We start from the raw sequence: 12,685 nt of genomic DNA, 5'->3' as shown, positions 1-12,685 counted from the left end.
AAGATAGCTCATGGTTTTAGATGGCTGAAATCAAGTTACACCGAAGCGCGTAGCGACGACGACGATTGCGATAGCGCTCCGACAAAATCCTGAAAATCTTCAGGCTGCGATTAATGTGTTCAATCCCCATTCGTTCCTGACTCAAAGCACGGTTATACTCTCGCTGCAGGGAAGTCAGTTCACCGTGTTGTGGCTTCTTGAGAGGAACATAGCGGTTGGCGTGGTAGGCTGCAATCCCTTGATATCTGCTATCTTGCAGACTCTCGGTATCTGGATGGATATGGATACCTGAAACCTTGAATATCTGAAAATCATGCCGACGACCTTTGTCAAAGCTCAGACAGATAATCTCTAATACCAAATCCGACTCATTAACCCCCGAAATATCTTATCTGTCAAGCTGGCCACCAATGGTAGTGAGTGAGAGCTTTAATGTCTGATTGCATGGTCATTAAAGTTCGACAGCGCTGCTCGAGCACATCTTCCAACTCATCCAGGGTCTCAAAGCATCGATTGGCCAGTGGTTCATCCGCTAGCCGCCACAACCGTTCAGTGGGCTGTAGCTCTGGAGAATAGGGGGGTAAAACCTTCAGATGAATGCCAGGTGGCACCACCCGATTCTTACAGGTATGCCATCCGGCTCCATCCAGAACGAGAAGAATCCGTTTGTGCTTTCCCGCTCCAACTTGCTGAGCAAAGCTTTGTAGGGCTTGATTAAACCATTAGACCTGTCCGAAATATAAATGGTGGAGAAAAAAGATAGTAGAACGGAGTTTTACCGCTCTACCAATGATCAAAAATCCCCTTGATTATATTCATAAATATCCCCATCGCAGCAAGCGAGTGTTGGGCATTGAATACCCTCAATTTCTCCAACTGTTGGAACAAGCCGAGTTGAAGCACAACGAGCAAAAAGCCGAGATAGAGCGACATAAAAGCCGGGTCAATGCCAAAGGAGGAGGACGCAAACCGCTGTTATCGGTCGCAGAGGAGGTTTGCCTGTGCCTGTTCTACTTGCGGCACTATCCCACCTTTGAGGTGAATAATACCAAATCCGATTTATATAACTCCGATATAATGCATAATTAGAGAATGCCAAGAAAACTATATCTCGAACCCCATTTTTCGCCCGAGGAGCTGAAGTCTCATTATCGAGCCAGCCAAGACCCAGTAGAATCGCGCCGCTGGCATCTGCTGTGGCTCGTCAGTGAGCAAACAACGCTAACTCAAGCAGCCCAAGTGGTCGGTCTCAACTACGATTACGCTCGAGAAATCGTCAGGGAGTATAACCACAATGGCGCCCATGGGTTACGCAACCGACGCAAAGATAAGCGACCTCATCAATCTCGCAGTCTTCTGACTCAAGACCAATGTGCACAATTGTTGACTCGTCTACAAACCCCACCCGCCGACGGTGGTCTATGGAACGGACCTAAAGTAGCCCAGGTCATCGCTCAGATGACCGGAGTCGAGAAGGTGTGGCCCCAACGCGGTTGGGACTATCTCAAGCGATTGGAGCAGTCCTTGCAATGCCCACGTCCTCATCATCGTAAAGGTGAACCAGAGGCCCAAGCCGCTTTTAAAAAAACTGCCTGAGTACAAAGCAGAATTGGAGCGACGCTACCCTAATGCTCAGGTCGAAGTTTGGTCTTTTGATGAACATCGTTTAGGCCTTAAACCCATTATTCGAAAGATTTGGGCGCCTGTGGGTCAGCGTCCAATTGCTGAGGTGGACCATCGCTATGAATGGACCTAAGCAGATGGACAAAATTAATTACATAGAATTTCCAGGTTGTAAACTACCTGAGTCCTCTTTTTTACATCCATTGATTTGATGTCATTAGTCCGTCCTATCTCCACCGAAAGCTTACGCTTATTGCATCGGATTTATCACTGTAGTCGCCATCATCAGGTCAGACAACGCGCCCATTGCCTCATTTTGTCTGCCCAGGGTTGGAGTCCCTACACCTTAGCCTCCCTTTTAGTGTGAGTCCTAAAACCGTGTACAACTGGCTTAAGGCTTGGAATAACCGTGGTTTTGCAGGACTCTATAATCGCCCAGGCCGAGGTCGAAAACCGATGTTTAATCCCGACCAACAACAGCAGATTTATGAGTGGACTCAGGCATCTCCCATCCAACTCAATCGGGTGCTAGCTCAGATTGAACAGCAGTGGTCAGTACGCGTGTCAAAGGCCACCGTTAAACGCGTCTTGAAGCAGATGGACATGAGCTGGCATCGCTTTCGCCAAGGGACATCAGGCCAGCCTTTATATGCCGACTACCTCGAAAAAAACAGCAGTTAGAACATCTCAAGAAACAAGAAGAGAAGGGAGACATCCACCTATTCTTTATGGATGAGAGTGGTTTTTCGTTAGTCCCCTGTATTCCCTATGGATGGCAACCCATAGGGACTTAGGGACTTGCCAAGAAATAAAGTACCTGCGAATCTAAGAAACAAGTCAATACATGATTGACCGATTGTTTTGAGGATATCTGATGCTAGATGCCCCTATAAAAGAGACGTTTCGAGATGCCGCCAAGAAACTGACAGGCCCACACAAGCGAGCATTCATGGCAAAAGTGGCTGAAGACTACCTGGACGGCTCTGCCCGCAAAGCTGAGCGTCATTTAGGTTGGAGACGTACCAGTGTTCAACTGGGCCTTGATGAACGACGGACTGGCATTAGATGCGTTGACAACTATCAAGCCCGAGGTCGTCAGCTTAGCGAAACGAAACTACCCCATTTAGCAACTGACATTCGGGATTTAGTTGATGGTGAAGCCCAAGCTGATCCGAAGTTCAAATCAACGTTGTACTACACCCGTATCAGTGCCAGGGCCGTGCGTGAGGCATTGATTGAGGAGAAAGGCTACAGCGATGAGGCATTACCAACCCGTCAAACCATCGGCAATCTATTGAATCGAATGGGTTATCGCTTAAAAAACCCAAAAAGTTAAACCCCTGAAAAAACTGCCGCAAACCGATGCGATTTTCGCAAATGTCGCTCAAGCCAATTATGCTGCCGATGCGGCCCCCAACCTATTGCGCATCTCGATTGATAGCAAAGCCAAAGTTAAAATTGGCAACCTCTCTCGTGGCGGCAAAGCTCGTACCCTAGACGCGACAAAAGCCAATGACCATGATGACCATTGGGACGCTATTTTGGTACCCTTCGGGATTCTCGATGTGCTCGCAGGGCAACTGTCAATTTACTTTGGTCAGTCTGCTGAAACTACTGATTTTATTGTTGATTGTTTAGAGGCTTGGTGGCGCGAACATCACGATAACTATCCTCAGATAGAGGGATTAGAAATTAACCTTGATGGCGGCTCTGCAGTGCGCAGTAACCGCACACAATTTATCAAGCGTATGGTTGAGTTTGTCCAAATGACACGATTATCGGTTCATCTGATTTACTATCCGCCCTATCACAGCAAATACAATCCGATTGAGCGATGTTGGGCAGCCTTGGAACAATATTGGAATGGCACTATCCTCAACTCCATTGATACGGCTGTCCAGTGGGCATCGAATATGACCTGGAATGGATTGAAGCCTTTGGTTCATTTGATTGAGGGCACCTATGAAAAGAACATTACTGTGCCCTCAGATGAGCTAGAAGCCTACAAACAACAATGGCTATGTTCTGAAGCGTTACCCAAATGGGATATCAAGATTGTGCCCAATTGATGGGTACCTTATTTATTTGTAGATCCCTTATCTGGAAATCCCGACTCGCTCAAGTAAACGCTTGAATGTTCTGGGGTTTTTGAGTCGACGACAAGGGCTACATGCTTATACATCAGAACAGACCATCACCAGTGAGGTTGTCAGTCATTGCATTGATACCTTCTTTGCTGACGTGGAGTTGCCCACCGTCATTGTGATGGATCAAGCCCCTATCCATACGAGCCAAGCAATCTATGAGATGAAGGCAGAGTGGGCCGAACGGGGAATTACCTTGTTTGAGTTGCCAAGCTATTCTCCCCATCTAAATTTGATTGAGCGTCTGTGGCAATTCATGAAATATCAGTGGATTGAAATGAGTGCCTACTGGGGGTGGTCATCTTTGGTCGAATATGTGGAAAGAGTTTTGAAAACCTACGGCGATGATTATGTAATTAATTTTAGCTAAGTACTTACCTTGGGTGAACTAAGCATTACAACTCAACAGGCACAGCATCTAGCCGTTTCCCACTATCATCAAATCAGTCCTCATTTAGAGAATTGTTGTTTGCGCATCAGTGCGAATGTCTCTTATGCTCAAGCCGCTAAAGATGTGGCTTATTTAACTGGGATTCAGGTTCCAGCCAAAACCCAGCAACGATTGGTCCATCAGCAACAGTTTCCTACCCCCCAGGCTCATGAAGCTTTAACCGAAGTGAGTGTAGATGGTGGGAAAGTGCGCATCCGCACCCCTGCAGGACAACCTTGTCAGTGGAAAGACTATAAAACCCTGGCAACGGATGTGGGACTCATCGCGGATTATCACAATAATGCCCGGCTCATTGACTGGACTCACCAGCAACCGTTAGCCTCTCCACTGACTTGCTTAGGGGATGGTCATGAAGGCATTTGGAATATCATTCGTCAGCTGAGCATCCCTGAGCAACGGCGAGAGATTCTGGATTGGTATCATCTGGTGGAGAATCTTCATAAGGTCGGTGGGTCCCTCAAACGTCTGCACCAGGCTGAGCAGCTTTTATGGCAAGGGAAGGTAGATGAAACCTTGGCTCTGTTTGAGTCGTTGAAGAAAAAGCAGGCCCAAGTTTTTTGCAACTATATTCGCAAACATCGTCATCGGATCGTCAATTATGACTATTACCAAAGTGAGGACATCTGCTCTATTGGGTCTGGGGCTGTTGAATCTGCTATCAAACAGATTAGTCGCAGAGTCAAAATTTCAGGAGCACAGTGGAATGAAAGTAATGTCCCGCAAGTGCTGGAACATCGGTGTGCTTACCTCAATGGCTTAATTGGAATGCAAAGGTGACATGCTCCCCCTGAGTTCATCAGAGCACTCTCGACCTGGTGGACAATACGGCAGACGGTTGATTCAGAGACTTCCCAATCTCTAGCAATGTGGAAATAAGTCCGATATTCTCGCCAATATTGAAGGGCCACCAACAGTTGATCACAACGACACAACTTTGGAGGTCTTCCTGCATTTGAGCGATTGAGGTGATAGGTATGCCATGCGTGGAGCATGCGTTTAAAGGTTTGTTTGTAGACTCCAGTTCGTCGCTTAAAGTCTTTTACACTCAGCTTTTGGGCTGCTTCGTAATTCATGGGGTATGGCACTGAATAGGAACAACATCAGATTCAATACCATATCGCAAATCCAATTATGTAAGAGGTCTAATGGGGCGTAGCTAATGGATCGGGGATGCCTTAGACTTCGGAATGGTTACCCCTGGGAATAGGGAGTCAAACCGTTGATTGACCCAGGCAAGCCGCAGCATGAGTAGATGATTGAAACCATCCTCACTCCAGCGCATACCAACCCCCTTAAAGCGCTGTTGAATCAGCCACTTACAAGCACTTTCGACCATTCCTGACCCCAGCGGTATCTGTAGTTGTTCAAAGTGGCGATATTGGATGTGTCGCAGATGGCGCTGGAAATAAGCCTGTACCTGGAGCAACGTCGTAAAAGATTTGCCCGTAAACAATTGTGAGTGAATCAACATCGTCAAGGACCGCAATACTAATAGGTGTTGCCCATGTCGCAATTGGTGTCGCCAGCGCCGAAACCAGGCTTGGGCTTGAGCAGAGCGAACATCCCCAAACATCACTTTTGTTGCTCGTGCAAGATGGCCTGCTGCATGAAAAAATCGAGAACTGCCACAGCACAGTGAGAGAACAAGGTGCGGTAGACTCGCCAGAAGCCTCGCCCCCCATCACTCAACCAGATGACGCTTGGGGCCGATTCAAAGTCTTGTTTGCGGGCTTCGAGTTGCAGTAAGGGGATGAACTGGTCGATATCGCCCAATTATTGGATGTCAACCCCATAGGCGATGTCGCGACAACCAAAAGTCGGATCAGCCCCTAAAATTGAACCGTATTATTTGGCGCACACCTCCTTTGCGCTAGCTCTTTTTCAGACCTAACACGACACTTTCAGATCAAAACGACAACCCGTGATCGAAATGACAACCTGTGATCGCTCGATTATTTGGACTGAGATTTTTGAGGTTGAGACTGAGTTTGAGTAGTCCTCTGAGTCGCTGATTTACGTCGATAACTATCGGCTTGAATTTCGATAATCAAACCGTGATGAATTAAGCGATCAATGGCAGCCACCGCCATCATCGAATCAGTAAAGATGTCGTCCCACTGGCTAAAGGGTTGGTTGGCTGTAATCAACAAACTCTTACGTTCATAGCGATGCGCAATTAATTCAAACAGAACGGATGTTTCCGCTTCCGACTTTTGCAATAGCCCAAGTCATCCAAGACCAATAGATCATAGCGGTCCAGTTTTTGAGCACCGGATGCAGCTGCAGTTGGAGCTTAGCCTGTTGCAATTGTTGGACCAATGCATTGGCTGCAAAGAACTTCACCCGTTTACCAAACTCCAGCATCTTTTGGGAGACCCCAGTAGCCAAATGTGTTTTTCCAACGCCCGAAGGCCCCAGAAGGAGGCAGTTCTCGGCCCGCTCCAACCACCCTGGATCTGCGGCTAATTGCATTAAGGGAGCTGGATTGAGCTGGGGGCAATGGCTAAAGTCAAAGTTGGTAAAACTTTTTGCGTTTGGGAGTCTGGCTTCGGTGAGAGCTCGCTTTAGACGAGCTTGTTCTCTTCGTTGAGTTTCCGTTTCGCACAAGGCCAGTAAGAATTCCGCATAGGACCAGCTTTCCTGCATAGCTTGGGATTCGATAGATTCCCAATGGGTCAGCATGTGGGAGAGCCTGAGCTTTTTTAAATAGAGGCTCAGGTGTTGGTAGGGGCTTAGCGGGGACTGAGTAGGAGGGGAGGAGTTTGTCATAAAGGTCGAGGGAATGTTGTTCAATGCTGAGGTCAGGAACCTGCTTCATCTGAGGAGGCTCAAACTGCTTTTTCAGGCGATTGAGGGTGAGACTGGACGCCTGGAGTTGCTGCTGTAAGTATGCTGCTACGGCCTGCTCTTTATCTTGAACTGCAGCAATATAGAGACCTTCAACGATGATTTTGGCAGCCTGCTCCAGGTCAAATTGAGCTTTGAGCTGTTTCCAAATTTGGCGGTATTCAGGATTGGGAAGTAGGTCTGATTGCCAGGTGCAATAGATAAAAGCACGAGGCTTCAATCGCATTGAACCAATCACATGGCGATAGTTGATGCAACGGTCTCGACGTTTGCCTTTGCCACTGACGCGTTTTCTTGGCAGTTCCACAACCGGGTGTCGTTCCAGATAGCCGACAATCCGGTCGTGGTATAGATGCAGTTCCAATTGACGGCCAATTAGCCGAGAAGGAACGGTGTATAGAATGCAGCGGACATCAATGGTGCTGCGTTTGCTGACTTTGGCCGTGAGCACTTCATAGTCAGGGGTTCGATATTTAGGTAAGGGTTGCAGATGCTCTTTTTCCTGCTCATACTTGGTTTGGCACTGCTGATTTAACTTGGCGACCTGTGCATCAATCAAGGCTTGATATTCAGCAACGCTCGTAAAATCTGCACTGCCGCGCAGATAGATCGCCTGCTTAATTCGGTTCTTCAAATGACCATGGGGAGACTCGATTGAACCGTTTTCATGGGCTATACCTTTGTTGTTACGAGTGGGTTCTAGCCGATAGTGGTCACACAGTTCGTCGTACAAACGCGTGAGATTTTTGGACCGACGGCCGCCCATGTTGCGATAGGCTGCACTCAAACTATCGGTACGATGCTGTTTAGGAACACCTCCACAGGCTTCAAAGGCATTTTGTAATCCTTCTGAAAGGGCGACAAAGCTTTCGCCTCCTTGGATAATCTGGGCATATCGCCAGCCGCTATATCCCAGACGGTAATGGTATATCAGATGCTCAAACGGTTTACCGGCAATGGTAATCGTGATGCCCTTGAGTTCTGTAAAATCGGAGAACCCTTGTACCCTGGTTCATGACGTAGTTCAAACATCACTTCAGGGCTCGGACCATGCAAGGCTTTCCACGTTCTTACCCGACGTTGCAGGGTCCGCAGGACTTGGGGATACTGGCCTGGATATTTATCCTGCAGATACTCGTACAGGGTCATGGGTTTGAGGCGCGGATCTCGACGCAGCATTGGCTCTAGCTCGTCTTCCCACACATCCGCCAAGGGGTCAGGGACGGTGCGTTGGTCCTGCATGCGGCCGCGATTAGGTTGATGGGTACCGGCCTCAATTCGTTGGCCGGTTCGGGGGGATATTTCGGCAATGTAAGCTGCATCAGCTTGTTTCAAGCCGAGGTCTCTTCCGTTCATATAAACACGAGTATGATAGGAATCAATTGTTTTGTTAGGCACTTGTACAGCCCTCTATCGAATGGGGATGTTAAAAGTGTCTTTTTTCTTGAGATTAAATTCTAGAAACGCGATCTCACACATCGTTTCTAGAGAATTGAGATTTTGTTTTATCCCTCTCAGGGGATGGCTGGTTTCTTCATAGCTATAGCCGACACGACATCGTCATTAATCCGTCAGCTCGATTGTCGTCTAATACCCAATACTGCTACCAGTCTTCGACGCAGTAGTTGGGGGACACTCTTTTTAGCTCGGGTGAGCCGTGTTCCCAGGCGGGCTAAGATAGCGACTTTAACTTCTCGCCACTGGATTTTTCCCTTGGGGGTTTTCGGAGTGGGGCGAAAGGGCACCATCACACCGTCAGCAGCAATGGCCAAAGGCAGAGCAGACAACACCTCTGAAATCGCTTCACTAGGAGCCTGTTCACCTGATGCTTGAGCTTTGAGTTGAGCCTCTAGCTCCTGATAAGCTTTGTTGCCCATGACTTGCACCCAATTCCACAAGCTTGATGAACTGACGGATAAACCACTCCACTGACTCAGCATCCAACTGGCCAGTTCATAGGGCATAAATAGACTTAACAAGCAGCCTAGACGCACCAGTTCTTTACTGCTGTGCTGGTAAGAGGTAATCCCAATGGATTGGTCCAGAGGAGCTGATAGACTACCTGGACACCCTTTTGGACAACGACCCACCCGTCGCTTTCAGTAAATATTTCCCACCAGTGTCTGCATCTGACGAGATTCCCATCCCTTCGAGTGCAAGCGGGTTCCGCAGGTGCTACACCTAGGCCATTCAAATACTGTTTTGCTCGCCGTGAGAGTTCATCCTCCAGAAGCCATCGAGCCAAATACAAACCCATTTGCAGAACGATATAAACCATCTGACTCAGGCTGGGTGATTCTTTGAGTGCTTCGACCTGTTCTAGAAATTCGTGATGCTCTAGTACGGTTGGCAATTGCGATGTTAGGCTCATGACAAGTTTTTGATTCGGGTACAGGATCTATTGTCCTTGACCCGTTTTTCTTTGAGCCATACATCCCCGATTCTGTGCTTACGCCCGGTCTAATGTCATAGAAATCATATTCCCCAATTTTTTATACTGCGGACGACTTGTGACTTAACATAGTCACGAAGAGATTTGGCATGCTGGGAGTATCCTCCAACCTACTCTCCTACTTGCATGATTAAAATTGATTTCACCGTAGAGGAAATCCAACACCTCAACGACGAACGCTATCATCATCCTCACCCACGGGTGCAGCGACGCATGGAAGTTCTCTACTTGAAGAGCCAAGGTCTTTCCCATACCCAAATCTGCCAGCTTTGTCAGATTAGCCGTCCGACCTTAGCCAAAACCCTTCGTCTGTATCAACAAGAAGGAATTGAAGGGCTGAAGACCCTGGAATACAAAGGTCAACCCAGTTCACTCAACGCTTATAGCGATAGTGTGAGAGCCTACTTTGAACAACACCCGCCCCGCACCAGTGCAGAAGCTCAAGCCGTCATTGAACAATTAACGGGCATTAAGCGTAGTCCAACCCAGATCAAAGCTTTCCTCAAGCGCATCGGTTGTCGCTATCGAAAAGTGGGGTATGTGCCGGGAAAGTCGAGTCTGCCCGAGAAAATTGAGGAACAAGAGCACTTGCGACACACTCGCCTTCAGCCTTTACTAGAGGAAGCTCAACGCCAAGAGCGTCTTGTCTTTTTATGGATGCTGCTCATTTTGTTCACCGGGCTTATCTGGGGTTTCTCTGGTGCATCCGTCGGATCTTCATCCCCTCCGCTTCTGGTCGTCAACGATTCAATGTTCTCGGTGCACTCAACGCCATCACCAAAGACGTCATCAGCATCACCAACCACACCTACATCAACTCTCATAGCATGTGTCTGTTGCTAGCCAAGTTCGCACTACTCGATCCAGTCATACCCATCAGCGTGATTTTAGACAATGCTCGATATCAAAAATGCCAACTGGTGACAGACTGTGCCGAGATCGTCGATATTGAGTTAGTCTCTTTGCCCGCCTATTCACCCCAGTTGAATTTGATTGAGCGGCTCTGGCGCTTTGTGCGCAAAGAATGTCTCTACTCGAAGTATTATGCTGATTTTCCCGCCTTCAAAGGGGCCATTCAACAGTGCCTCGACCAGTGCAATGGTGAGCACAAGGCGAAACTCACAAGCCTTCTATCACTCAAGTTTCAGTCTTTTAAGAATGTTAATATCTTAGCCGTCTAGAGTATAGTAGCTTCTTTAGCTTTACTAAACCCAAAAGTTAACTACTATATCTAGGTCTATGCCTTACCCACAAGTCCTGAAGTACTTACCAGCAAAAGACTTGAGGTGAGCTAACCCCCCTTATTCTTTGCCCCAGAGAATGCCTAGTGGGCACGGCGAGGAGGTTGAACCCCTATTCTGTCGTTGACGATGCTGTGGAAAAGGCCAATCTACGGGATATTGAAACATTTGTCTTAGCACCAAAAATGCTTCTGCATATGCGTTTAATCCACTTGTGGGTAAGGCATAGATATCTAGGTAAAATTAACTATAAAATAATCTAATATATCAATTATTTAATTTAATAGCAGATTCACTAGAACAAGAGCATCGCCTACAATAAATAAATTACTAACAAAGTAAATTCATAGCTAGCTTATTTACGTGCAGAAAGAGTATCTATCTTGAGCGAAAACCTGAAGGACAATTCAAAATCAGATTATCCGTATACCTATCTAGTCAAATTGTTTTCATGCTGAATAAAATTCTTTGACTAGCAAATAGGTTTAGAGGTAGAACGATCGGGTTCGACCCAATACTGTTCGGTTAAGCATAAGACAAGGTAGATTATTGGCTGTCCTGCTAGTAAGACTGCCCATTAATGCTGTTGCAAGATTTCACTCTGATTTCTCCTGATATCAAGCCAGGAGAGCTGTTCCAGGCCATTGAGACGGCTATTCCTGCGAACAAGATTACCGAAGCCATTGACGCTACTGATAGCCGAGAGCAACGGAACCGACGCTTACCCACGCACATGGTCATCGCCTTAGTGATTGCAATGCACTTTTGGTCAGATGACTCGGTTGTCGATGTTATCAAGAACTTAGTATCCGGCTTAAGCGGAGACTGGATACGGCTATCCCAACGCTGGCGAGTACCGAGCAAATCTTCCATCACTGAAGCGCGTCAACGAGTTGGTCCTCGGGTGGTAAGCCATTTGTTTGCCTTAATCGTGCATCCGTTAGCGACCTTACAAACTCCTGGTGCTTTTCTCGGGGGATTGCGAATCATGAGTCTGGATGGAACACTGTTTGATGTGCCCGATACGGACGCGAATGCCAGCGTATTTGGCTATCCCGGTAGTCGAGCAGGCACCCGTTCAGCCTTTCCTAAAGCTCGGTTGGTGATTCTGGTGGAAGCAGGGACGCATCTGATCACGGATGCGCTGATATGTCCCTATCGGATGGGGGAACGAGTTAGAGCGATTAAACTGCTGCGTTCGGTGAGCGAAGGGATGCTGCTGATGTGGGACCGAGGACTGCATTCGTACAAGATGGTCAACGCGACGCTCAAGCAGAAGTGCCACCTCCTCGGACGGGTGCCTGCCAATGTGAAATTTGAACGAGTCAAAGATCTTGCAGACGGGTCTTATCTGAGTTGGATTGCCCCAGACCGTAAATCCAAGAAAAAAGGAGGCACCCGCATTCAAGTGCGAGTCATTGAATACACCATGGAGGAAGCGGCCGAACCCCAGGTCTACCGATTGATAACGGACTTGCTCGATATTGCCTTGTTCCCAGCTTTATTGCTGGCGAAAGAATACCACCAAAGATGGGAGGTCGAAAACACACTGGATGAATTGAAGACCCACCTCAATGGTCGCAAAACCCCGATTCGTTCCAAGAATCCACGGGAAGTGATTCAAGAAGTGTATGGATGGTTATTAGCCCATTGGGCGATTCGGTGCTTAATGTTTCAAGCCGCACAACAACGTGAGATTTCACCATTGAGTATCGGGTTCACTGGCACCCTCAAAGTTCTACGCAGAGCAGTTCCCACTTTTCAAGCCGCATCTGCTAAAGATCTCCTTTTTTCTCAGTTGGCTAGCGCACGAGATTTTAGAACAGACCCTACCCCCTCGACTGGGAAGGAGCAATCCCAGAGTTGTCAACAAGCCAAGGTCAAAGTTCCCCTCAAGAAAACCAGTACACAGAGGCTGTGGAACTAA

At 47.7% G+C, this 12,685-nt stretch carries 11 protein-coding genes and 9 pseudogenes; 10 read left to right on the top strand and 10 right to left on the bottom strand.

The window, feature by feature from the left end; all coding sequences use genetic code 11:
• Nucleotides 1-16: 16 nt before the first annotated feature.
• Nucleotides 17-352: pseudogene (locus tag ON05_RS01125) on the bottom strand (transposase family protein); the annotation flags it as partial.
• Between the two features lie 43 nt (nucleotides 353-395).
• Nucleotides 396-707 (bottom strand): annotated as a pseudogene (locus tag ON05_RS01120) (transposase); the annotation flags it as partial.
• 82 nt (nucleotides 708-789) lie between these two features.
• On the opposite strand from ON05_RS01120, the gene ON05_RS01115 reads away from it, so the two are divergent.
• From ON05_RS01115 to ON05_RS01080, 8 genes and pseudogenes are all read left to right on the top strand, one after another.
• On the top strand, nucleotides 790-1,089 hold the full coding sequence (locus tag ON05_RS01115) for a DDE transposase family protein (protein ID WP_010472390.1): 300 nt from the start codon (nucleotides 790-792) through the stop codon (nucleotides 1,087-1,089).
• Between the two features lie 3 nt (nucleotides 1,090-1,092).
• The gene (locus ON05_RS01110) at nucleotides 1,093-1,596 is read left to right on the top strand and encodes a winged helix-turn-helix domain-containing protein (RefSeq protein WP_262561031.1); all 504 of its coding nucleotides are present in this window, start codon (nucleotides 1,093-1,095) and stop codon (nucleotides 1,594-1,596) included.
• A 13-nt stretch (nucleotides 1,597-1,609) separates the two neighbouring features.
• A complete protein-coding gene (locus ON05_RS01105; protein WP_010474406.1) occupies nucleotides 1,610-1,756 on the top strand; it encodes a hypothetical protein in 147 nt (48 codons plus the stop codon).
• A 78-nt stretch (nucleotides 1,757-1,834) separates the two neighbouring features.
• A pseudogene (locus tag ON05_RS01100) lies at nucleotides 1,835-2,414 on the top strand (IS630 family transposase); the annotation flags it as partial.
• Between the two features lie 83 nt (nucleotides 2,415-2,497).
• The gene (locus tag ON05_RS38315; RefSeq protein ID WP_010482546.1) at nucleotides 2,498-2,959 is read left to right on the top strand and encodes an ISAzo13-like element transposase-related protein; all 462 of its coding nucleotides are present in this window, start codon (nucleotides 2,498-2,500) and stop codon (nucleotides 2,957-2,959) included.
• A 4-nt stretch (nucleotides 2,960-2,963) separates the two neighbouring features.
• On the top strand, nucleotides 2,964-3,692 hold the full coding sequence (locus ON05_RS38310; protein WP_139026231.1) for an ISAzo13-like element transposase-related protein: 729 nt from the start codon (nucleotides 2,964-2,966) through the stop codon (nucleotides 3,690-3,692).
• Nucleotides 3,693-3,720: 28 nt separating this feature from the next.
• Nucleotides 3,721-4,137 (top strand): annotated as a pseudogene (locus tag ON05_RS01085) (transposase); the annotation flags it as partial.
• A gap of 9 nt (nucleotides 4,138-4,146) precedes the next feature.
• A pseudogene (locus ON05_RS01080) lies at nucleotides 4,147-4,995 on the top strand (ISKra4 family transposase); the annotation flags it as partial.
• Here the strand turns inward: ON05_RS01080 and ON05_RS01075 are convergent.
• The 8 genes and pseudogenes from ON05_RS01075 to ON05_RS01045 form a co-directional block, all read right to left on the bottom strand.
• Complete coding sequence (locus ON05_RS01075) at nucleotides 4,962-5,291, bottom strand: transposase family protein (RefSeq protein ID WP_262561029.1); 330 nt, start codon at nucleotides 5,289-5,291, stop codon at nucleotides 4,962-4,964. The pseudogene ON05_RS01080 and the gene ON05_RS01075 sit on opposite strands and share 34 nt — an antisense overlap.
• Nucleotides 5,292-5,374: 83 nt before the next feature.
• Complete coding sequence (locus ON05_RS01070) at nucleotides 5,375-5,791, bottom strand: hypothetical protein (protein WP_262561028.1); 417 nt, start codon at nucleotides 5,789-5,791, stop codon at nucleotides 5,375-5,377.
• Nucleotides 5,791-5,991, bottom strand: a complete 201-nt coding sequence (locus ON05_RS01065; RefSeq protein ID WP_262561027.1) for a hypothetical protein — start codon at nucleotides 5,989-5,991, stop codon at nucleotides 5,791-5,793. Before ON05_RS01065 ends, ON05_RS01070 begins: the two co-directional genes overlap by 1 nt.
• Nucleotides 5,992-6,170: 179 nt before the next feature.
• Nucleotides 6,171-6,987, bottom strand: a pseudogene (gene istB / locus ON05_RS01060) (IS21-like element ISAcma26 family helper ATPase IstB).
• A 430-nt stretch (nucleotides 6,988-7,417) separates the two neighbouring features.
• Nucleotides 7,418-7,831: pseudogene (locus ON05_RS38305) on the bottom strand (IS21 family transposase); the annotation flags it as partial.
• A 164-nt stretch (nucleotides 7,832-7,995) separates the two neighbouring features.
• Nucleotides 7,996-8,400, bottom strand: coding sequence for a hypothetical protein (locus ON05_RS38300; RefSeq protein WP_396148458.1), 405 nt, complete (start codon nucleotides 8,398-8,400; stop codon nucleotides 7,996-7,998).
• 236 nt (nucleotides 8,401-8,636) lie between these two features.
• Nucleotides 8,637-9,029 carry a hypothetical protein gene (locus ON05_RS01050; RefSeq protein ID WP_262561026.1) on the bottom strand — a complete coding sequence of 131 codons (393 nt, stop codon included), beginning with the start codon at nucleotides 9,027-9,029 and terminating at the stop codon, nucleotides 8,637-8,639.
• Nucleotides 9,030-9,049: 20 nt separating this feature from the next.
• Complete coding sequence (locus tag ON05_RS01045) at nucleotides 9,050-9,436, bottom strand: hypothetical protein (RefSeq protein WP_262561025.1); 387 nt, start codon at nucleotides 9,434-9,436, stop codon at nucleotides 9,050-9,052.
• 165 nt (nucleotides 9,437-9,601) lie between these two features.
• On the opposite strand from ON05_RS01045, the pseudogene ON05_RS01040 reads away from it, so the two are divergent.
• Nucleotides 9,602-10,698 (top strand): annotated as a pseudogene (locus tag ON05_RS01040) (IS630 family transposase).
• 640 nt (nucleotides 10,699-11,338) lie between these two features.
• Nucleotides 11,339-12,544: pseudogene (locus ON05_RS01035) on the top strand (IS4 family transposase); the annotation flags it as partial.
• Between the last annotated feature and the right edge of the window lie 141 nt (nucleotides 12,545-12,685).

This window comes from Acaryochloris sp. CCMEE 5410 (genome assembly GCF_000238775.2).
Classification (GTDB): domain Bacteria; phylum Cyanobacteriota; class Cyanobacteriia; order Thermosynechococcales; family Thermosynechococcaceae; genus Acaryochloris.
The sequence above is the reverse complement of the archived record's forward strand: the minus strand, read 5'-3'. Positions and strand labels throughout refer to the sequence as shown.